Source organism: Roseovarius maritimus (genome assembly GCF_043355895.2).
Lineage (GTDB): Bacteria > Pseudomonadota > Alphaproteobacteria > Rhodobacterales > Rhodobacteraceae > Roseovarius > Roseovarius maritimus.
Genome location: NZ_JBHFPF020000005.1, coordinates 16,448 through 36,306 on the forward strand (window position 1 = coordinate 16,448; position 19,859 = coordinate 36,306).

Below are 19,859 nucleotides of genomic sequence, written 5' to 3' on the forward strand. Positions count from 1 at the left end.
GGACACATGAAATATCAATCGCAAAAGGTCGCGCTGGCCTATTTCGTCTGCGCAATGGCCCTCTTTGGCATCCAGGTCATCGGCGGGCTGCTGGCGGGCTGGATCTATGTCTCGCCCAACTTCCTGTCCGAGATCCTGCCCTTCAACATCATCCGCATGATCCACACCAACGCGCTGATCGTCTGGCTGCTGCTGGGGTTCTTCGGGGCCGCCTACTTTCTGATCCCGGAAGAGAGCGAGCGCGAGATCTACTCGGTCAAACTCGCCTATCTGCAGCTGATCATCCTGATGGTCGGCACCCTGGGCGCCGTCGGCAGCTATCTTGTCGGCATCCATGGCGGGCGCGAATTCCTCGAGCAGCCGCTCTGGGTCAAGTTCGGCATTCTCGTCGCCGCGCTGATTTTCCTCTTCAACATCTCGATGACCGTTTTGGCGGGCAAGAAGACGGCGATCACCAACGTGCTGCTGATGGGACTCTGGCTCCTCTCGCTGCTGTGGGTCTTTGCCTTCATCAACCCCGACAACCTTTCGCTCGACAAGATGTACTGGTGGTTCGTCGTCCATCTCTGGGTCGAAGCGACCTGGGAGCTGGTGATGGCCTCGATCCTCGCCTTCCTGCTGCTCAAGCTGACGGGCGTCGACCGGGAGGTGGTGGAAAAATGGCTCTATGTCATCGTCGCCACCGCACTCTTCTCGGGCATCCTCGGCACCGGACATCACTTCTACTGGATCGGCCTGCCGGGCTACTGGCAGTGGATCGGCTCGATCTTCTCGACCTTCGAGGTGATCCCGTTCTTCCTGATGATGTCCTTTGCCTTTGTCATGGTCTGGAAGGGCCGCAAGAACCACCCGAACAAGGCCGCGCTTCTGTGGTCGCTCGGCTCATCCACCGTCGCCTTCTTCGGCGCGGGCGTCTGGGGCTTTCTGCACACGCTGCATGGCGTCAACTTCTACTCGCACGGCACGCAGATCACTGCGGCGCACGGGCACCTGTCCTTCTATGGCGCCTATGTGGCGCTGAACCTCGCGGTCTTCACCTATGCGATGCCGATGCTGCTGGGCCGCCAGCCCTATAACCAGGTGCTGAACATGGCCTCCTTCTGGCTGATGACAGGCGGCATGGCCTTCATGACCTTCGTGCTGACCTTCGCAGGCACCATCCAGACGCATATGCAGCGCGTTGTGGGCGACTACTACATGGATGTGCAGGACGGCCTGTCGCTCTTCTACATGATGCGCTTCGGCGCGGGGGCGGCTGTGGTGATCGGGGCGCTGCTCTTCATCTACTCGATCCTCGTCGTGCGCAAACGCGAGATCATCGCCCCCGGCCCTGCCAATCCTGTTCCAGGAGAATAAGCCATGAACATCGCAACCACTCCCAAACTGCCTTTCTATCAGCCCGCCGCCAGAGAGTGCGAGCTGTTCGAGACGGCCTATGAAAACGGTTTGCCCCTTCTTCTGAAGGGGCCGACCGGCTGCGGCAAGACCCGCTTTGTCGAGCATATGGCAGCGCGGCTGGGCAAACCCCTCTACACCGTCGCCTGCCATGACGATCTGTCGGCGGCGGATCTGATCGGGCGCTACCTGCTCAAGGGCGGCGAGACGGTCTGGGTCGATGGCCCGCTGACCCGCGCGGTGCGCGAGGGCGGCATCTGCTATCTTGACGAAGTGGTCGAGGCGCGCAAGGATGTGACCGTCGTGCTGCATCCGCTGACCGACACGCGGCGCACGCTGATGATCGACCGCACCGGCGAAGAGCTGGTCGCGCCTGCAGGTTTCATGCTGGTAGCCAGCTACAACCCCGGCTACCAGAACGTGCTGAAACGGCTTAAGCCCTCGACGCGCCAGCGGTTCCTGTCGATCAGCTTCGACTTTCCCGGCGAGGAGGCGGAGATCGCCGTCGTCGCGCGCGAAAGCCGGCTGGAGCCGGGGCGTGTTGCGCCGCTGGTGCGGCTGGCGGGGCATATCCGCACCCTGTCGGGCATGGATCTGGAGGAAGGCGTCTCGACCCGCCTGCTGATCTACGCCGCGACGCTGATGGCGGGTGGCATGGGCGTGGCGCAGGCGCTGGAGGCCGCGGTGATCGAGCCGCTGAGCGACGAGCCGGACGTGCAGCAGGCGCTGCGCGATCTGGTCGCGACGATTTACGGATAAGCGCCATGCATCTTCTCGACCTCATGGAACCCGAAGAGACCGTTGGCAACCTCTGGCATGACATGGCCAGCGGGATCGGCGCCGGCGTCACCTTTACCGAGGCGGGCGTAACGCTGGCCTCGGTGCGGCCCAGTCTTGCGGTGCTTTTCCGCGCGCTGGGCGGGGCCGCAGGGGTCGAACTGGCCGAGGCGCCCGCGACGCTGGCGCGCCACCGCCGCCCCCTCCGGCGCAAGCTGGGAGCGGAGCGGGACCGCGAATGGGTAGCCCGTTTTGACGGTGAGCGGCTGACATTGCCGCCCGTGATCGAGGCCTTTCCGCAGGCGCGGCTGAACCGCACCGCCTATTTCTGGCTGACGGCGCTGGCCGCTGTCAGCGATATCACCGTGCTGGATCTGGATGGCGACGGACCTGCCTTTGATGGTGCCCAGATCCGCGCCAATGCCGCCGCCGCCGACCGCGCCTATGCGCTCTGCCCCGGCCTGCGCACCGCCTATTCCGAGGCCGCGCAGCTTTGCGCACAGGCGCGCCCCGCCGTCATTTTGCCCCCGCAGGAGGCAATACTGGAAACCGCGATCCGCGATCAGCTGGGCGGCCGCTCCTGCGCCCCGACCACCCACGAGGCCCCGCGCGGCTACATGCCGCCCGCGCCCGTGCCCATCTGGCTGCATTTCGCGGCCCCCGGCACCGGCGGCGCCGCCACCCACGATCAGGCCGAGCCTGCCGCCCCACCCCCTGCCGCCGCGCAGACCAGCCGCAAGATGGGCCTGCGCAAGGATCAGGAACAGCAGAACCGCAAGGACAGCTTCATCATCCATCGGTTCGAATCGATCCTGTCCTGGGTCGAATCGATGAACATCAATCGGAGCATTGATGATGACGATGACGAAAACGCGCAGAAGGCGGCGGATGATCAGGACGAGATCGTCCTGTCGAAACAGGACCGCAAATCCGCCACGCGGCTGCGCCTGCATCTGGACCTGTCCCCCGCCGATGCTGATCACGAGGCGCTGGCCGGCGCGCATACCTACCCCGAGTGGAACCACCGTGCTCGCAGCTACATGGAGGGCCACTGTCGTGTGCTCGATGCCCCCGTGGCGCGCGACGAAGGCCACCCCTATCGGCCGGATGCGCGCCGCATCCGCGAGGTGCGCCGCCAGTTCGACGCCCTGCGCCCGCGCCGCATCCTGCAGCCCCGCCAGATCGACGGTGCCGAGCTGGACCTCGACGCGCTCCTGACCACCCGCGCCGATCTGGCGGCGACGGGACATGGCAGCGACCGCATCTGGCAATCCGCCCGCCAGATCGAGCGGGACCTCTCCGTCGCCTTCCTGATCGACACCTCCCGCTCGACCGAGGCCGCCATCGGCGACACGTCGGTGATCGAAGTCGCTCGCGAGGCGATGTCTGCCCTCGCCGCCGGCATCGACGCAGCGGGTGATCGGCTGGGTATCTGGGGGTTCTCCTCGCTGCGGCGCGACCGCGTGTTCCTCAGCCGGTGCAAGGATTTCGATGCGCCCATGAGCGACGAGATCACCGCCAATATCGGCGCGCTGAAACCCGGCCACTACACGCGCCTCGGCGCGGCCATCCGCCACGTCTCGGCCCAGCTGGCCGAAGAGCCCAGCGCGCGAAAGCTGCTGATCGTGCTGACCGACGGCAAGCCGAACGATCTGGACCATTACGAGGGCCAATACGGCATCGAAGACAGTCACATGGCGGTGCGCGAGGCACACCGCGCCGGCCTGACCCTGCACGGCGTCATCATCGACGAGGACGGGCAGGACTGGTTCGCGCGCATTTTCGGGCGCGGCGGTTTTTCCCTGCTACCCAGTCCCGCACGGTTGACCCGCGCCCTGCCCGACATTTATCGCCAACTCACACAGGAGACATGACATGACCCGAATCTTGATCGCCTTTTTCGCAATGCTGCCCGCGCCGCTTCTGGCCAGCAGCTTTGACCGGCCGATCCCGCAGGCCCAGTCGGCCACCGCCGAGCTGTGGTTCGCGGTGGCCTCCCTTGCCCTGATCGCCGCGCTGGCGCTGGTTGCGCGGCTGGTCGCCCGGCGATGAGCGGCGGCGGCTGGTCCGCGCGGCGCATCGCCATCGCCCTCTTTCCGCTGGCGGCGGGGGCGATGGCGACCAATGTCTTTTTCGCGTCCCTGATCGGCAGCTGGGTAGGATTGCCCGTGCTGTCGGCGGGCTGGTCCATCGCTCTTGGCGCGCTGATCGGCGTGCCCGCCACATGGGCCTTCGCCCGGCATATCCGCACTCTCATGGACAAGGCCGACCCATGAAAATCGACTTTTCCACCGACACCCCCACCATCGATGCCGCCGATCTGGCCCGCGCGCTGGAGATGACACCCGATGAGGTGGCGGAGCTGATGCGCGCGGGTGCCATCGTGACCCAGTTCGAGACCGGCGTAGGTGAGGATGCCGGCCTTTTCCGGCTGAGGTTTCGCCATGGCGGCCTCAGCGTGCGGTTTACCTGCAATGCCAAGGGCGACGTGCTCAAGACGACGCGCGTCCGCGTAAAGGAGCGGCAATGACATCTTCGGAACAAATGCGCCGCTGGACCGGCCCGGCTCTTTTCACCTACGGCTTTCGCCCCTTCTTCCTATTTGGCGCGCTCTGGGCGGCGCTGGCGATGTGCCTATGGATCCCGATGCTGTCCGGCCTTCTGGAGCTGCCGACGCGGCTGGATGCCGTGTCCTGGCACGCGCATGAGTTTCTCTTTGGCTATCTGGGCGCCATCATCGCCGGCTTTCTTCTGACGGCCGTGCCGAACTGGACAGGCCGCCTGCCCGTCGTCGGCTGGCAACTGGCCGCGCTCTTCGGCCTCTGGGTGGCGGGCCGCGTGGCTGTCAGCGCCTCGGCCCTGATGCCTGCGGGGCTTCCGGCGGCCATCGATCTGGCCTTCCCCCTCGTCCTTGGCGCGGTCATCCTGCGCGAGATCATCGCGGGCAAGAACTGGCGCAACCTGATCGTGCTCGGGCTGCTGGCCGTCTTTACGCTTGCCAATCTCGTTTTCCATATCGAGGCAGCGCAGGGCGCCTATGCCGCGCAAGGGGCCGGGCTGCGACTGGGACTGGCGACGGCGGTGATGATGATCGCCGTGATCGGCGGGCGCATCGTGCCCTCCTTCACGCGCAATTGGCTGGTCAAACAGGGCATCGAGGCGCGGCCTGCCGCACCGATGCAGAGGCTGGACAAGCTGGTCCTTGTCGCCAGCGTTGCCGCGCTGCTCACCTGGGTGCTGGTGCCCGAACGAATGGAGGCGGGGCTGGCGCTGATCCTGACCGGCGCGCTTCATGCCGTACGGCTGGCACGCTGGCAGGGCCACCGCACCCTGCGCGAGCCGCTGCTCTGGGTGCTGCACGCCACCTACGCGCTAATTCCGCTAGGCGCCGTGATGCTGGGTCTCGGCATCGTGGCAAACGTGGCCTGGACCGCCGCCGCCCAGCATATCTGGATGGCCGGTGCGATCGGGGGCATGACGCTGGCCGTGATGACACGTGCGACGCTGGGCCATACCGGTCAGCAACTGGTCGCGGGCAAGGGGACCGTGATGATCTACCTCGCCCTGCTGTCATCGGTCGCGGCGCGGCTGGCGGTGGGTGCACTGCCGGATGTGCGGGGGCTCACCACGCTCTCGGGCGCCTTGTGGCTGGCCGCCTTCGGCGGCTTTGCCGTGGTCTATGGCCCCTGCCTGCTGAGCTATAGAAAAGAGAGCTAAGCCATGAGTTGGACCGCCTTCGCCGCCATATTCGCCGCGTTCTTCCTGACCCATTCGATCCCGGTGCGCCCGGCGGTCAAGGCCGGGATCACCCGGCAGATCGGTGCGCGCGGCTTCGGGCTGGCCTATTCGGCCCTGTCCACGGGTATGCTGGTGCTGCTGATCTGGGCGGCGGGACAGGCGCCCTATGTCCAGCTCTGGCCGCAAGCCGAGTGGCAGCGCCACGTGGTGCATCTGGGAATGCTGGCGGTTTGCCTGATCCTCGCACTGTCGCTGGGACGGCCCAATCCGTTTTCCTTTGGCGGAGCGCACAATGACAGCTTTGATCCCGCGCATCCCGGCATCATGCGCTGGATGCGCCACCCGGTCCTGGTGGCGCTGGCGCTGTGGGCAGGGCTGCACCTTCTGCCCAATGGTGATCTGGCGCATGTCATACTCTTTGGCGTGCTGGGCAGTTTCGCCCTGGCCGGCCGCGCATTGATCGACATGCGCAAGCGGCGGATACTAGGCGCCGAGCGCTGGCAGGCCCTGCAACACCGGGTCATGGCGGCGCCGCGCGTCCAGCCACCGCATTCCTGGCCCCGCCTCGCCCTGCGCATTGCCGCCGGGGTAACTGCCTTTGCGGCACTGATCGCAGCGCATCCCGTGGTGATCGGCGTGCCCGCCCTCTGAGCATCCTGGTGCCGCGCCCCAGATCTGCGGCATCGCGAACCCTTTGCCGATGATCGGCCCGGTTGGGCGCTCGGTCGGAGAGCTGCCCCAGGGTTCAAGCGTCACCTCGTAGAACTGCTGCGCATTCGGGTCCGGCAGATCATCAAGGCAGAGCTTTGCTGCGCCGCCTTGCGCCAGACCTGCACCATCGCATCCTGAAGCGCCTCTTCCGCCAGATCCGGATTCGTGCATGATGCGGCGCGCCACCCACATTAGCTGCGCGTCCTCGCTGCCCAGTATCGCGTCCACGCCGGATTGGCGGCCCGCCGCAAATGCAGGCGCATCCGGGCGCGTGGTTCGGCGGATGCGGTGCCTAGCCTGTGTCAAGTGATGCATCAATCCTGTCCCTTTCAAAGGGAAAGACACGCCCCGCCGTACAGTGGAGGCAAAAACTTCCGTTTTTCCTGCATCCGTTTTCCCGCCCCCCGGTGTCCTCAAGGGCATGGACGGCGATGAGCGCCGTGCAATGGCAGGCCCCGACAAAGGATTTCATCATGCTTCGTATCGAAACTTTTTCGACCGCAGCCCTTGCCCTGACCGTATCCGCCGCCTCGGCCAGAGGCAGGGGCGACCGAGGCGAATTACGCCTTCGACATCCAGACCGCTGCCGATATGAAAAACACTGGTTGGCTGGTGAATGGCAGCACGCTCTAGACCGTAGATCTGGAAAGTGGCGCCGCCATCGAGGTTGGGATGATCGGGGGCGCGGGCGGCACGATACACGACATTACGATCCTGCCCGCGATGTAATCTCAATCAGAGGCGCCGCGCCGTTTCGCGGTTGAACTGCCTGCACGCGCGCGGTCTGATACAGGTCCATGACACATTCGTATAACGAGCTCGAAATCCCATGATGCGTGACCTCTTGAACATCATCGGGCGGATGCTGATTGCGTTTCTCTTTCTTGCGGGCGCAGTCCAGAAGGTCTCAGACCCTGCTCAAGTGCAGAACATGATCGTCTCGATCGGCCTCCCCGCTGCGCTGGCCTGGCTGATTGCGCTCTTCAATCTTATCGCTGCGATATTCCTTGTGACCGGGCCGCGCATCCGCCTTTGGGCGGTCACTCTGGCTGGCTATTGCCTTTTCACCAGCTGGTTCCATTGGCAGCTTCGCGCCGACCCTTGGCAGGTTACGATCATGATCAAGAACTGGTCGATCGCCGGAGGGCTTCTGATCCTCGCGGCACAGGGACCGGGGCGGTTTCGCGCCTTTCGTTAGGCGTGGAAAACCTCACTTGAAACGACGAGATCAGCATTTGCATTAAGGATCGCTTCTGTCATGTCAGATGCGGTCCATTTCCACTGCCGAAAGGCCACCTGCATGCCATCCGGTCCCTATCTGCGATACGCCATCTACTGGACGCCGGCCCCCGGCCCGCTTGCCAGTTTTGGTGCCCATTGGCTGGGCTGGGATCCCGCCTGCGGGTCCGAACGCTCGCACCCGCCCGCCGAGGATCTGCCCGTCGCTCAGATCACGGCCCGGCCCCGGAAGTACGGGCTTCACGCAACGATCAAGGCGCCTTTCCGGTTGGTTGAGGATCAGACATTCGAAGGGCTGCGCGGCGCACTGGACAGCTTTGCAGGCCAATGCGCGCCGATCCAGCTTGAGTCGCTGGGCCTTGCACGGCTGGGCAGGTTCCTTTGCCTGCGGCCCGAGGGCGATACCACCGCGCTGACCGCGCTGGCCGCAGGAACGGTGCGCCAGCTGGACGCCTTTCGCGCCCCTCTGACCGAGGCTGAGATCGCGCGGCGCAGGCATGGGCGCCTGTCGCCAGAAGCGGACGCGCTCTTGCTGCGCTGGGGCTACCCGCATGTGATGGAGCAATTCAGGTTTCACGTCACGCTTACCGGGCCGCTGGATGACGATATGGCCGCCCGCACCCGGCGCGTGCTGACGCCGCTGCTCGACCCCTTGCTGCCCCGGCCCTTCGCGATAGACGCGCTGACATTGATGGGCGAGGATGCGGATGGCCGGTTTCACGCGCTTCACCGCGCGCCCCTCACAAATAGCACGGGATAAAACGCTCAGGACTCCTCGCCGCGCAACATCAGCGCTGCACGGATGCGGTATGCCCGGCGCAGCGCGGTGGCGCCCGCGCCCAGCAGGACCAGCCAGAGCGCGATGGTCAGGGTGGTTCCCGGCGGCACCAGTGTCGTCTCGAAAATCGCCAGTAGCGCGGCCCCGGTGATCAGCGCCATGCGGTGCGGTTTGGCCATCGGGCCGCAGAAATCGGGCGCGAGGCCAATTGAGGCGCCCAGCTCGCGCGTGTAGGCCGTCAGCACCGCCATGCAGGCGGCGCCCAGCCCCAGAACCGGCTGCCCCATGCCCAGGCCCACGCCAAAAAGGATCAGGATGTCCGAGACGCGATCCGGAAACTCGTTCCAGAGCGGTCCGTCCGGCGCGGCCTTGCCCGCCTCGACCGCGACCATTCCGTCGAAGAGGTTGCAGAGCAGCCGGATCTGACAGCCAAGCGCCCCGATGATCAGCAAGATCACCGCGCGCGCCCCCACCGGCACAGCCGCCAGCGCCCAGAAGGCCAGCGCCGCCACCGCCGCGGCGACCATGCTGGCCTGCGATATGCCATTGGGCGTCGCGCCCCGCGCCGCCAGCATCCGGGTGATGCGCGCGGCCCATTTCGTGTCGCGGCTGCTGAGGGGGCGGCGGTTGCCGAGGTCAGGCATGGGGTGTCCTCTCAGAAGCGCGCTGGCGCAGGATGTTATAGGCAAAGATGTAGCTGAACGATACGGCCAAGGGCACGGCGATCGTCGTCCATATCTCGGGCGTGCCGGCCAGCCCATGCGCGGTGATCAGGATCAGCGCCGAGCAGATCACGGCGATCAGCGGCGGCGCGACATAGGCCAACGGCCCACGCATACGGGGTCGCATCCAGTCGACCGACTGTTTCAGCCCCAGCGTCAGTGCGCCCGAAATGGCCCCCTGCACCAGCCCAGCCAGCAGGGCAGGCCCCGCCCCATGCGCCGCATTGGCCCAGACCGCCCAGCCGCCCATCGCGGCAAAGCCGATGGCAACATGCACCGGCGTGCTGGCGGCAAGGCGGCGCAGGCTCAATGCAGGTCCCACCAGAAACGCACGATGTGGAAAAAGATCGGCGCAGAGAAGATCACCGAATCCAGCCGGTCGATGAACCCGCCATGTCCTGCAATCAGGTGGCCCCAATCCTTGACGCCCCGGTCCCGCTTGATCGCCGACATGACCAGCCCGCCGAAGAAACCCATGAGCGTGATGACCAGCGAAATGGCAAAGGCCTGCAGCGGTGTGAAGGGCGTGATCCAGAACAGCGCGGCGCCCAGCAGACTGGCGCTCAGAACACCGCCCACCAGCCCCTCCAAAGTCTTGGAGGGCGAAAGGCGCGGCGCGATCTTGCGCCGGCCCAAGAGCTTGCCCCAGACATATTGCATCACATCGCTGAACTGCACGACGACGATCAGAAAGAAGATCAGGAAGAGGCCGCGGCCCTCATGGCCGGGGATCTGGAGGCTGAGCAGAGCAGGCACATGGCTGACGCAGAAGACAGCGATCATCAGCGCCCATTGCGCCTCGGACACACGGATCAGGAAATTGTCCGTCTGACCGCGCAGCGCCGACAGGATCGGCATGAAGAGGAACGCATAGACGGGGATGAAGATCGAGTAGAACCCGTACCACGCCATGCCAACCGACAGGTATTGCAACGGCAGCACGACAAAGACGGCGGCGGCAAGCGCCCAGTGATCCGCCGCCCTGGTGTTGGTCAACGTCAGGAACTCGCGCAGCGCCGCGAAGGAGCAGAGCGCAAAGAGGACGACGACCCCCGTCCGCCCGAGGGTAAAAGCCAGCGCGATGACCCCCGCCATCACCCACCACGTATTGATCCGTGCATTGAGGTTCTGAACCGTCAGATCGTCCGGCCCCACCTTGCGCTTCACCAACTGGCCGGCGATGCTGGCCGTAATCAGGACGGCCAGCACGCAGATCAGCAGGATCAGGAAATGGGTATCCATGTCAGGTCTCCTCTTGCGGAGATAGGGCCAGCAGCGCCTCACGCGCGCGGTCCAGAAACGCGCCCTTCTCCTCGACCTCCTCCAGCCGCAATGGCGCGCCGAAGGTGACGGTGCAGATCAGCGGAATTGGCACCAGCGCACCCTTGGGCATCACGCGGTTCAGGTTGGCGATCCAAACCGGGACCATGTCGACCTCGGGGTTGGCCGCAGCCAGATGGTATAGCCCCGATTTGAACGGCAATAGCGGATCTTCGCTCGTGTTGCGTGTGCCCTCGGGGAAGAGGATCAGACTATCGCCCGCGTTCAGCGCATCGCTCATCTGCGCCACCGGATCGCCCCGCCGTGTCTCGGGGTTACGGTCGATCAGCACGGCGCGGAACACCTCGCGCCCGATGAAGGCGCGCAGGCGAGAGGCCAGCCAGTAATCCGATCCGGCAACGGGCCGGGCGCGGGCGCGCAAGGTGCGCGGCAGCACCGTCCAGATCAGGACGAAATCGCCGTGGCTGGCGTGGTTGGCGTAATAGATCCGCTGCACCGGCGCGGGATCGCTGCCGGTCCAGATGCCCCGCACGGCGGTGATGGCGCGGGCAAAGCCGACGATGACCGCCGCGCAAATCCGGGCAAGGATGGGCATCACGTCAGCCTTTACTGGCGCCGTCAGCGCGGCCGGCGCTCACGCGGTACCTTCCAGCGCGCGCTCATATTCCTGGCCCGGAATCGCATCCAGCAGGGACTGCGTATACTCAGTGTCAGGATTATGCAGAACCTTGCCCGCTGGCCCCGCCTCGACGATGCGGCCCTTCTGCATGACGATGATCCGATCGCAGATCCGCGCCGCGACGCGCAGATCATGCGTGATGAACAGCATCGACAGATCCAGCCGCGTCTTGAGGTCGGCCAGAAGGTCCAGCACCTGCGCCTGGATCGACACGTCGAGCGCCGACACGGCCTCGTCCGCGATGATGATCTTGGGGTCCAGCGCCAGCGCCCGTGCGATGCCGATGCGCTGCCGCTGGCCACCTGAGAACTCGTGCGGGAAGCGATTCATCGCGGAGGCATCGAGGCCCACGACCTCCAAAAGCTCTCGCGCGCGGTTCATAGCCTCGGATTTGGCGGTGCCATAGGCAATCAGGCCCTCGGTCAGGATGCGGCTGACGCGGGCGCGGGGATTGAGCGACGAAAATGGATCCTGAAAGATCATCTGCAGCTTGCGCCGCTGATCGCGCAGCTCGCTGCCCGACATATGGGCGATATCGCCGCCATCCACCATCACGCGGCCGCTATCGGGATCGAGAAGGCGCACAAGGCAACGCCCGACAGTGGACTTGCCCGAGCCAGACTCGCCCACAATGCCGATCGTCTCGCCCGCGTACAGCTGAAAACTGACATCCTGCACCGCCTTGACCACGCGCCGCTTGCCAAAAAGCGTGCCCGAGCCGGTGGAAAACGTCTTGTTCAGCCCCTCGACGGTCAGGATCGGATCGCGCGTCTGTTCCTCGGCCTCGGCCCGCTGGGTGAGGCGCGGGATCGCGTCGATCAGGGCGCGCGTATAGGGATGCTGCGGCCTCAGCAGGACCTCATCAGCAGTACCCGCCTCGACGATCTTGCCGGTCTGCATGACGATCACGCGGTCGGCGATATCGGCCACCACGCCAAAGTCATGTGTGATGAAGATTACTGCCATGCCGCGCGATTTGCGCAGATCCTCGATCAGCTGCAGGATCTGCGCCTGCGTGGTGACGTCCAGCGCCGTCGTCGGCTCGTCCGCGATCAGGATATCGGGCTCCAGAGCCAAGGCCATCGCGATCATCACGCGCTGGCGCTGTCCGCCCGACAGCTGGAATGGATAGGCGCGGATGGCGGCCTCGGGGTCAGGGATGCCGACCTCGCCCAGCAGTTCCAGCGCGCGTGCCTTGCGCTCGGGGCCGGTCAGCGCGCCGTGCGCCTCAAACACCTCGGCAATCTGCGCGCCGACGCGCATCAGCGGGTTGAGCGCGCTCAACGGCTCCTGAAAGATCATCGAGATACGGCCGCCGCGCAGCTTCAGCATCTCTTTCTCCGAAAGGCCCAGGATCTCCCGCCCGTCGAAGGTGATCGTGCCGCCCGCAGGCTCGACCCCTTGGGGCAAAAGACCCATGACTGCATTGGCGGACATGGACTTGCCCGAGCCGGACTCGCCCACGATGCAGAGGATCTCGCCGGGGGCGAGGTCGAAATTGATGTCCTGCGCCGCATACATCCGGTCGGCCCCAACGGGCAGCGCGATGGCAAGGTCTCGGATCTGCAAAAGGCTCATTCGGATTTCCTCGTCAGGCGCGGGTTGAGCGCGTCGTTCAGCCCTTCACCGATCAGGTTCAGCGCCAGCACGGTCAGAAGGATCGCCATGCCCGGCAGGAAGGACAGCCACCAGGCGGTGCGGATGACGGTGCGCGCGGCCCCGATCATATAGCCCCAAGACATGATGTTGGGATCGCCGAGGCCAAGGAAGGACAGCGAGCTTTCCAGCAGGATCGCCTGCGCCACCATCAGCGAGGCCAGCACGATGATGGGCGGCAGCGCGTTGGGCAGCACATGGCGCAGGATGATCTGCGTATTGCCAAGACCCGAGAGCGTCGCCGCCTCGACGAATTCGCGTGTGCGGAGGCTCAGGACTTCGCCGCGCACAAGGCGCGCAACGGGGGGCCAGGAAACGATCGCGATGGCGATGATCACGAAGGTCAGGCTGGGCTGAAAGATCGCCAGCAGAACGATGGCCAGCGCAAAGCTGGGGATCGTCTGGAAGAACTCGGTAAAGCGCATCAGCGCGTCATCCGTGCGCCCAGCAAAATACCCGGCCAGCGCGCCTACCGGCACGCCGATTGCCAGCGCCACGATGGTCGAAACGAGACCAACGATCAGACTGACGTAAGCACCATGAAAGAGTCCTGATAGCACGTCGCGTCCTAACGCATCGGTCCCCAGAAGGAGGCCATCTTGCGTAAAGGGCGGCAGGAACGGCCGTTGCACCATCTTCCACGGGCTTTGCGGAAAAAGGACGGGAGCAAGGATGGCTGCAATGATGACAAGGGCCAGGATGACCAGGCCGACCACAGCGCCGCGGTTATAGCAAAAGCGTTTCCAGAAATCCCTCATGACGTCAGCCTTATCCGCGGGTCGACGATGACATAGACGATGTCGGTGATCAGGTTGAACAGCAGCACCATCGCGGCCGAGATGTAGAAGACGCCGAGGATCACGTTGTAATCTCGCTGGTTGATCGCCTCGAACATCAGCCGCCCGATGCCGGGCCAGGCGAAGACCGTCTCGGTCAGGATCGCACCGCCGAAGATCTGCCCCGCCTGCAGGCCCGCCAGCGTGATGACGGGCAAAAGCGCGTTGCGCAGGATATGGCGGCGCTGGATCACGCTGCGCTTGAGGCCCTTCGCGCGCGCGGTTTTCACGAAATCGAGGCGGCTGACCTCAAGCATCGAAGCCCGCGTCATGCGCATGTAGATTGCCATGAAGAAAAGGCCGAGCGTCGAGGCGGGCAGCACCAGATGCTTGGCCACGTCCAGCACATGCGCCAAGCCGGTATAGCCTGCGCCGATGGTCGAGTAGCCGAATCCCGGCAGCCAGCCCAGCCAGACAGAAAAGACAAGGGCAGCCATCAGCGCCACCCAGAAGAGGGGCGTCGCGTAGAAGAGCAGCGCAAGGGTCGAGATCACCGTGTCGCCCCAGCTGCCCTGGCGGGCCGAGGCCGCGACACCGGCGATCACGCCGAGGACCAGCGACAGCACGAAGGCCACGCCGGTCAGCAAAAGGGTCGCCGGCAAGCGGTCAACGATTAGTTCGGCCACCGGCATCTGCTGGCGAAAGGAATATCCAAGGTCCAGCTGGACAGCACCCTTGAGGTAGATCCACAGTTGAACATAAAGCGGCTGATCAAGGCCGAAGCGCGCGCGCAGCTGCGCAAGGTATTCGGCATCCCCGGCCCCGGCCTCACCTGCCATCACGGCGGCGGGATCGCCCGGCGCGGCGTGGATCAGGAAGAAATTGAAGATCAGGATGGCCAGCAGGATAAACACCGCCTTGACCAGCCTGCCCAGGATGAAACGTGTCACGTGCGGCTCAGCCTTGTTTCCATGTCAGTAATGGGTCCGGGCCACGCGAGCGGCCCGGACCGGAGGCATCTGCCCTTATTCCTTGGCAATCCACGCGCGGCGAAAGCCGTCATTCACGCCGAACGCGGTGTTGACCGGGTTCTTGACGTTGCAGCGATAGATTGTCGGAAAGCCGAGCTCCAGCAGCCACAGATTCGGCACCTCCGAGACGATCTGGTCCTGTATGGTCTTGTAGGCGGCCTTGCGGTCCTCAGGGTTCGCCATCAGCGCGGCCTCGTCCCAGAGCTTGTCCATCTCGGCATTCTGGTAATTGGCGACGTTGTTCCACGGGCTGCCCGGCTCGGCATTGTCGCCCATGTAGCTGCGCGACACACCCAGCGCCGGATCGCCGTATTGATAGACGTAGGTGAACGCCAGATCGAAATCGCGGTCCGATGTCTTCTGGTTCCAGCCCGCCACATCCGACGGCACCAGCTCGACGTTCATGCCGATCTCGGTCAGGTTCTGCTTGACCGCTTCGGCCCACCGCTGCCACGTCTCGCCGTAAGGTAGACCCAGAAGGCGGATCGTCTCGCCATCATAGCTGGATTCCTCCAGCAGCTGTTTGGCCTTCTCGGGGTCGTAGCCGATATCAGGCGTGTCGGGAGCATAGAATTTGGTCGCGGATGAAACCGGGCCGGTCGCGACCTTACCCAGTCCATTCCACAGCGCGTCGCGCGCGAACTGGCGATCCAGCGCATGCATCATCGCCTGGCGCACCTTCACATCGTCGAGCGGCTTGTTGTTCAGGTTGACCCAGATCCACGAATGGGGCGCAAAATACTCGAAGCCCTTTTCGGTGATGCAGGTGTTTTCCATCTCGCGCACACGCTGCACGTCGAAATTCTCGATCGAGCCACCGGGCAGCACATCGACCTTGCCCGTCTCGTAAGCCACGGCGCGCGATGCGGCGTCGGGGATCACATGGTAATAGATCTCGTCGAGATGCGGCAGACCTTCCATGTAATAATCTTCGTTCTTGACGAAGTGGATGTAGCTGCCCTTTTGCCATTCATCGAACTTGAACGGACCGGTGCCGATGGGGGTGTTGTTCGCCTCGTTGTTGGCGAAATCGGTGCCTTCATAGATATGCTTGGGAATCATCGGCGCCGTGCCGGCCTCGAAGATGCCGATGAAGGGGCCGAAGGGCTGCTTGAGGTTGAAGACGACGGTATAATCGTCGGGGGTTTCGATGCTCTCGACATGTTCCATGTAGACGCCCATGCGCGAATGCATCTGGCGCAGGAACACGTCCATCGAGAATTTCACATCCTCGGATGTGAACGGCTCGCCGTCATGGAAAACGACGCCCTCGCGCAGCTTGAATGTATAGGTCTTGCCGTCGTCGGAAATCTCCCAGGATTCAGCCAGCTGCGGATGCGGTTGGAGATCGAAATCATACCACATCAGGCTTTCATAGATGTCGCCGGCGACCATCTGGGTAGGGCCGTTCTGCACGATGCCCAGCATCAGGCTGGGTGGCTCTGGCTGGATTACCACGTTCAGCGTGCCGCCATCCTGCGGCTCGCCATCCTGCGCGGCCAGCGGGCCTGCGAATGAACTGGTCAGCGCCAGCGCCACTGCCGCAGCAGCAAGTTTGAAAGGTCGTAACATTATGTTCCCCGTTGGTTGTTATCGTTTCTATGGCATCAGATTAACCAAATGAGCAGGTATTTCCACCCGTCATCTGGAAGGCTCCGATCCTGGCCCGAACTCTTCGCCGAAAGAGGCGATGTAACGTGTGATGCCCTCGCGCCCCTCGGCGATATCGGCGCGGATCTCTGCCCGCGCTGCATCCGAATCACCCGCCTCGAAGGCCGCGATGACGCCGTGGTGACGCTGCACCATGTCCTGCTTGGCTCCATCGTAATAGCCGGAAATGAGCGGCCCCATGCGCAGCCATAGCCGCGTCAGGATATCCAGCAGCATGGGCATACGCGCCACCTCGGCCAGCGCGAAATGAAACTGCTGATTCAGCTCGGCGGCGCGGGTCCAGCGGGCGGCAGCGATGGCCTCCTCGTTGCGGGCAATGATACGGCGCAGACTGGTGATATCCTGAGGGGTGGCAACGCGCGCGGCCTCGGCGGCGGCCATGCCCTCCAACTCGGCGCGTAGGGCCGCAATCTCCTGATACTGGGCCATCGTAGGCACCGGCACGCGCACATCCCGCAGCGAACGCTGCTCCAGCGCGTTGTCTTGCAAAAGACGCTGCACTGCGTCGCGCACAGGGGTCGAGCTGGTTCCCAGCGTCTCGGCCAGACCGCGAATCGTGACCTTCTGATTCGGTCGCAACTTGCCCCGGACAAGGTCCTGACTGACCCTGTCATAGATGGCACTGCCAAGCGATTCCTTGCTGAGTTCTTTCATCCGCATCCCTGATTTTGATGCATCATGCATCAATCACATTGATCCGGCAAACGAAACTTGCAATGCTGCGCCGCGTATTGACGATGCGGCGCGCCCGGCCCACTACTGTCGGCAAAGCCGGCGCAGCCAGCCTGCGCGACCAACATGAGGACATCCCGATGAAAGCCTTCTTCGACGAGCGCCAGCTGCGCCACGCGCCCACCACCTACTTTCGCCGGGGCGCCGCGATGCCGCATCAGGAGCAGCCCCAGCGCGCCGAGATCCTGCGCGACATGCTGATCGGCGAAGGCTTTGAGATCACCAAACCCGGCGATCACGGGCTGGACCCGGTCAAGGCGGTGCACAATCCCGGCTATGTCGACTTCCTGCCCACCGCTTACAAGCGTTTCGTCGAAAGCGCCGGGCCGGACGCGCTGGCCATCCCCACGATGCATCCGGGCGTACGCCGCGGCAAGGAGCCGAACGATATCCACGGCCAGCTGGGCTGGTGGATGACAGACACCTCGACCCCGCTGACCGAGGGTACATGGGAGGCCGTCTACTGGTCCGCCCAGACCGCGATTTCCGCTGCCGAGGATGTGCTGGCCGGATCGCGCAGCGCCTATGCGCTCTGCCGACCGCCCGGGCATCACGCGATGCGCGACTGCGCAAACGGGTTCTGCTTTTTCAACAACGCCTGCGTCGTGGCCAACCACCTGACCTCCAAATACAAAAAGGTCGCGCTGATCGACGTCGATGTGCATACTGGCAACGGCTCGCTCGATATCCTCTACGAGCGTGGCGATATCTTCTTTTGCTCGCTGCATCCCGATCCCGCGACCTACCCCACCTTCTACCTTGGCCACGCGGATGAGACCGGCGAGGGCGAGGGGATCGGCAAATCGATGAACATTCTGCTGGAACAAGGCGCGACCGAGGACGATGTGCTGGAAGCCCTCGACAAGGGGATCAAGGCGATCAAGGATTTTGGGGCCGAGGCGCTGGTCGTCTCGCTGGGCTTCGACATGGCCGCCGACGATCCGCTGGCAGCCGTGCAGGTCTATCCCGATGGCTTTGCCGAAATGGCCCGCCGCCTGGCCGCGCTGAACGTGCCCACCGTGCTGGTGCAGGAGGGCGGATATCTGGGCCCGTCGCTGGCCGACAACGCCAAGGCCTTCATCACCACCTTCCGCGAGGCAACGACATGAGCGATGCACCCAAGGAAATGAACGGCGCCGAAAGCGTCGTGCGCAGCCTGCACGCGGCGGGCGTTGACACCTGTTTCGCCAATCCCGGCACGTCCGAGATGCAATTCGTCGATGCGCTGGACCGCACCAAGCTGATGCATTGCGTCCTTGGCCTCTTCGAGGGGGTCGTGACCGGCGCCGCCGATGGCTATGCCCGCATGGCCCGCAAGCCTGCGGTGACACTGCTTCATCTCGCGCCCGGTTTCGCCAACGCGGCGGCGAACCTGCACAACGCCAAGAAGGCGCGCGTTCCGATGGTCAACCTTGTCGGCGATCATGCGCTGCGGCACCGGCAATATGACGCGCCTCTTTCGGCTGATGTCGAAGGGGCCTGCGCGCCCTTCAGCGACTGGGTGAAATCGGGCGAGGATGCCGGCAGCTTCTCACGCGATGCGATGGAGGCGCTGCGCGTCGCCAAGGGCAAGCCCGGCCGCATCGCCACGCTGGTCGCGCCCGCCGATATCGGCTGGGACGAGGGCGGCCAGATGGCCCCCGAACTAACGCCCGATGACGCAGCCCCACTGGATGAGGCGCGGCTGGACGAGGCGGTGAAACTGCTCGCGCCCGGCGGCAAGACCGCCATCCTCGTTGGCAATTCGGTATTGGAGGACCCGGCAACGCTCAAGCTGTTGCAAGGCATCGGCGAGAAGACCGGCGCGACCATTCTCGCCCCCACCTCGTCCCGGCGAATCGAGCGGGGACAGGGCCGCGCGCCGCTGCCCAAGATCCCCTACCCGATCGACGGGGCGATTGCCTGTCTCGCCCCCTATGACCGCGCCATCCTGATCGAGACGCTGCCGCCCGTCGCCTTCTTTGCCTATCCGGGCAAGCCGAGCCTTCTGCTACCTGAAAACTGCGCGCAGGTGACCCTGGTGGGCGTCGATGGCGACGGGCAGGCCGCCGTGTCGGCGCTGGCAGACCGCGTCGGCGCAAAGCCCGGCACAGGGCAAAGCCCCGCCATGCCCGCCCGGCCCCAGTCCGGCGCGATCACGCTCGACAACCTCGGCGCGGCGCTCGCCAATGCTCTGCCCGAGGATGCGATCATCATCGACGAGGCTGTCTCATCCGGCGGCGCGACCTTCCCTGCGGGTGACATGGCGCGGCCCAACTCGTGGCTGGCGCTCACCGGTGGCTCCATCGGCATCGGCATTCCCCTTTCGGCGGGCGCCGCCATCGCCTGCCCCGACCGGCCCGTCGTCACGCTGCAGGCCGACGGCTCGGCCATGTACACGATCCAGGGTCTCTGGACGCAGGCGCGCGAGGGTTCGAACGTGACCACCATCATCCTCGCCAACCAAAGCTACGCGATCCTCAAGACCGAACTGCACAATGTCGGCGCCCAGCCGGGGCAGGATGCGCTCGACATGCTCAACCTTGATCGCCCGCATCTCGATTTCGTGGCGATGGCACGCGGTATGGGCGTGCCCGGCCGCCGGGTCGAGGACGTGGCCGAGCTGATGCGCGCCATCGAGGACGCGGCCCACGAACCCGGCCCCTATCTGATCGAAGCGATGCTCTAACCTGA

Annotated in this window: 21 protein-coding genes; 12 read left to right on the plus strand and 9 right to left on the minus strand. The window is 64.6% G+C overall.

All coding sequences use genetic code 11. The features are described 5' to 3' along the window. Positions 1-6: 6 nt before the first annotated feature. From ACEWPM_RS10935 to ACEWPM_RS10980, 10 genes are all read left to right on the plus strand, one after another. Entirely contained in the window at positions 7-1,356 is a 1,350-nt protein-coding gene (locus tag ACEWPM_RS10935; protein ID WP_393962418.1) for a cbb3-type cytochrome c oxidase subunit I, read from the plus strand. Positions 1,357-1,359: 3 nt separating this feature from the next. Next, on the plus strand, positions 1,360-2,154 hold the full coding sequence (locus tag ACEWPM_RS10940; RefSeq protein ID WP_393962417.1) for a CbbQ/NirQ/NorQ/GpvN family protein: 795 nt from the start codon (positions 1,360-1,362) through the stop codon (positions 2,152-2,154). 5 nt (positions 2,155-2,159) lie between these two features. Then, the gene (locus tag ACEWPM_RS10945; protein WP_393962416.1) at positions 2,160-4,046 is read left to right on the plus strand and encodes a nitric oxide reductase activation protein NorD; all 1,887 of its coding nucleotides are present in this window, start codon (positions 2,160-2,162) and stop codon (positions 4,044-4,046) included. Between the two features lies 1 nt (position 4,047). Next, a complete protein-coding gene (locus ACEWPM_RS10950) occupies positions 4,048-4,224 on the plus strand; it encodes a protein NnrT (RefSeq protein WP_393962415.1) in 177 nt (58 codons plus the stop codon). Continuing rightward, on the plus strand, positions 4,221-4,448 hold the full coding sequence (locus ACEWPM_RS10955) for an NnrT protein (protein ID WP_393962414.1): 228 nt from the start codon (positions 4,221-4,223) through the stop codon (positions 4,446-4,448). Before ACEWPM_RS10950 ends, ACEWPM_RS10955 begins: the two co-directional genes overlap by 4 nt. After that, complete coding sequence (locus ACEWPM_RS10960) at positions 4,445-4,702, plus strand: DUF6522 family protein (RefSeq protein WP_393962413.1); 258 nt, start codon at positions 4,445-4,447, stop codon at positions 4,700-4,702. Before ACEWPM_RS10955 ends, ACEWPM_RS10960 begins: the two co-directional genes overlap by 4 nt. Then, the gene (locus tag ACEWPM_RS10965; RefSeq protein ID WP_393962412.1) at positions 4,699-5,889 is read left to right on the plus strand and encodes an NnrS family protein; all 1,191 of its coding nucleotides are present in this window, start codon (positions 4,699-4,701) and stop codon (positions 5,887-5,889) included. Before ACEWPM_RS10960 ends, ACEWPM_RS10965 begins: the two co-directional genes overlap by 4 nt. Before the next feature lie 3 nt (positions 5,890-5,892). Then, positions 5,893-6,561 carry an NnrU family protein gene (locus ACEWPM_RS10970; RefSeq protein WP_393962411.1) on the plus strand — a complete coding sequence of 223 codons (669 nt, stop codon included), beginning with the start codon at positions 5,893-5,895 and terminating at the stop codon, positions 6,559-6,561. Between the two features lie 889 nt (positions 6,562-7,450). After that, positions 7,451-7,819 carry a DoxX family protein gene (locus ACEWPM_RS10975; protein ID WP_393962410.1) on the plus strand — a complete coding sequence of 123 codons (369 nt, stop codon included), beginning with the start codon at positions 7,451-7,453 and terminating at the stop codon, positions 7,817-7,819. A 102-nt stretch (positions 7,820-7,921) separates the two neighbouring features. Continuing rightward, a complete protein-coding gene (locus ACEWPM_RS10980; RefSeq protein ID WP_393962409.1) occupies positions 7,922-8,620 on the plus strand; it encodes a DUF1045 domain-containing protein in 699 nt (232 codons plus the stop codon). A 5-nt stretch (positions 8,621-8,625) separates the two neighbouring features. On the opposite strand, the gene ACEWPM_RS10985 is transcribed toward ACEWPM_RS10980, so the two are convergent. The 9 genes from ACEWPM_RS10985 to ACEWPM_RS11025 all read right to left on the minus strand — a co-directional run bounded on the left by ACEWPM_RS10985 (position 8,626) and on the right by ACEWPM_RS11025 (position 17,108). Further along, a complete protein-coding gene (locus ACEWPM_RS10985; RefSeq protein ID WP_393962408.1) occupies positions 8,626-9,282 on the minus strand; it encodes a CDP-alcohol phosphatidyltransferase family protein in 657 nt (218 codons plus the stop codon). Further along, complete coding sequence (locus ACEWPM_RS10990; protein ID WP_393962407.1) at positions 9,275-9,670, minus strand: hypothetical protein; 396 nt, start codon at positions 9,668-9,670, stop codon at positions 9,275-9,277. The genes ACEWPM_RS10985 and ACEWPM_RS10990 overlap by 8 nt, the downstream gene beginning before the upstream one ends. Next, positions 9,667-10,602, minus strand: coding sequence for a phosphatidate cytidylyltransferase (locus ACEWPM_RS10995; protein ID WP_393962406.1), 936 nt, complete (start codon positions 10,600-10,602; stop codon positions 9,667-9,669). The genes ACEWPM_RS10990 and ACEWPM_RS10995 overlap by 4 nt, the downstream gene beginning before the upstream one ends. A gap of 1 nt (position 10,603) precedes the next feature. Beyond that, positions 10,604-11,236 carry a 1-acyl-sn-glycerol-3-phosphate acyltransferase gene (locus ACEWPM_RS11000; RefSeq protein ID WP_476454008.1) on the minus strand — a complete coding sequence of 211 codons (633 nt, stop codon included), beginning with the start codon at positions 11,234-11,236 and terminating at the stop codon, positions 10,604-10,606. A gap of 39 nt (positions 11,237-11,275) precedes the next feature. Further along, positions 11,276-12,898, minus strand: a complete 1,623-nt coding sequence (locus ACEWPM_RS11005; protein ID WP_393962405.1) for an ABC transporter ATP-binding protein — start codon at positions 12,896-12,898, stop codon at positions 11,276-11,278. Then, on the minus strand, positions 12,895-13,734 hold the full coding sequence (locus tag ACEWPM_RS11010) for an ABC transporter permease (protein ID WP_393962404.1): 840 nt from the start codon (positions 13,732-13,734) through the stop codon (positions 12,895-12,897). Before ACEWPM_RS11010 ends, ACEWPM_RS11005 begins: the two co-directional genes overlap by 4 nt. Continuing rightward, positions 13,731-14,702, minus strand: a complete 972-nt coding sequence (locus tag ACEWPM_RS11015; RefSeq protein ID WP_393962403.1) for an ABC transporter permease — start codon at positions 14,700-14,702, stop codon at positions 13,731-13,733. Before ACEWPM_RS11015 ends, ACEWPM_RS11010 begins: the two co-directional genes overlap by 4 nt. Positions 14,703-14,777: 75 nt before the next feature. Continuing rightward, the gene (locus tag ACEWPM_RS11020) at positions 14,778-16,355 is read right to left on the minus strand and encodes an ABC transporter substrate-binding protein (protein WP_393962402.1); all 1,578 of its coding nucleotides are present in this window, start codon (positions 16,353-16,355) and stop codon (positions 14,778-14,780) included. A gap of 69 nt (positions 16,356-16,424) precedes the next feature. Continuing rightward, on the minus strand, positions 16,425-17,108 hold the full coding sequence (locus tag ACEWPM_RS11025; protein ID WP_393962401.1) for a GntR family transcriptional regulator: 684 nt from the start codon (positions 17,106-17,108) through the stop codon (positions 16,425-16,427). Between the two features lie 62 nt (positions 17,109-17,170). On the opposite strand from ACEWPM_RS11025, the gene ACEWPM_RS11030 reads away from it, so the two are divergent. Beyond that, positions 17,171-18,295 carry a histone deacetylase family protein gene (locus ACEWPM_RS11030; RefSeq protein WP_393962400.1) on the plus strand — a complete coding sequence of 375 codons (1,125 nt, stop codon included), beginning with the start codon at positions 17,171-17,173 and terminating at the stop codon, positions 18,293-18,295. After that, entirely contained in the window at positions 18,292-19,854 is a 1,563-nt protein-coding gene (locus ACEWPM_RS11035; RefSeq protein WP_393962399.1) for an acetolactate synthase large subunit, read from the plus strand. Before ACEWPM_RS11030 ends, ACEWPM_RS11035 begins: the two co-directional genes overlap by 4 nt. Positions 19,855-19,859 lie beyond the last annotated feature (5 nt).